Raw genomic sequence first — 1,174 nt, forward strand, 5'->3', positions numbered from 1 at the left:
GGACTGTGGGCTTTTCACTGGTGTGAAGCAGGACTTCAGGCCCAGTTGTTACATGGTGGGTGTTTCAACAGCTTCGAGCAGCATGTCGCGCGCATCCGACCCGCTGATCCCTGCATTCGCTACGGCCCGCCATGAGATGATTTCACGGTCATGGGCATCGATGAGGAACGCCAGGCGGATCACGTCGCCATTCCAGCAAGCAAACTCCAGCCCATCAGAACACCAACGCAGGTTTGACCTCATCATGATGACTTTGCCATCATGGTTTCGCTCGGGTCGATCAAAGCCGGATCGCTGGAGCAACAGGTCGTTGCGCTCCATGATCCGGTAGACTCGCTTGTGATTGACCCCAGCAAGGCCTTCAGAACTCAGCTGCCGGTTCAGAATGGCCGTAATTCGGCGGTAACCATAGGTCGGGCACTTCGCCAGCAACGGCCTGTTCGCGCGGCAGAACCACCGCGTCTTGGGCTTTATGATAGCCCCGACGCGGCTTTGCGCTCCCGTTCACCCGGTCATGCAGGTTGGAAGGAGAGACCTCCAAAACATCGGCAACGGTCTTCATGGCAAATCGTCCCGTTTCAACGACTGCGCAAGCAAGGTCGGTTTTTTTGCCCGTGACTTGTCGAGGGTCTCTCTCAGAATCTCCACTTCCATCGTCTTGCGGCCGAGCTGGCGTTCAAGTTCCCGGATACGGGCGTCCATATCACGGACCGTCTTGTTCCCTGTGACGCTGTCATCTGCGGCCACGGGGATGCTTCCTCCTACAAGCATGAGTTTACGCCAACGATACAGCAGATTGGGAGCCACGCCATTGCGACGCGCAACAGCAGAGATGCTCTCCCCCTCAAACATCGTCTCTTCTACGATCCGCAGCTTATCAGCCGCAGACCAACGACCACGGCGACCGCCAGCGTGGTGACTCTCTAGCCAAGGTCCCGTATATTGGAAACAGTCAAATTACCCGGTCGATGAGCAACTTGCATTGACCGGAGCTTGGTTTGAAGCCGAAAATCTCGGATCATGTCGCCCAGCCGTACATGGGCTTCAACGAGAAGACTGGGCACGCCGTCGGCACTTGCGAGTCCTAGAGCGCGTCTGGCTTTATCAGATTCAGTCTTCCCCAGTTTTCTGATCCGTGATTCCATATCTTTGAGCAGATATGGAGGTAGCAGAT

General features: G+C 56.1%; 1 pseudogene. It reads right to left on the reverse strand.

From position 1 onward, the window contains the following. Positions 1 to 51: 51 nt before the first annotated feature. Positions 52 to 909 (reverse strand): annotated as a pseudogene (locus tag ACR0CW_RS23140) (transposase); the annotation flags it as partial. Positions 910 to 1,174 lie beyond the last annotated feature (265 nt).

The sequence above is a fragment of the Ruegeria sp. CH6 genome (genome assembly GCF_056537005.1).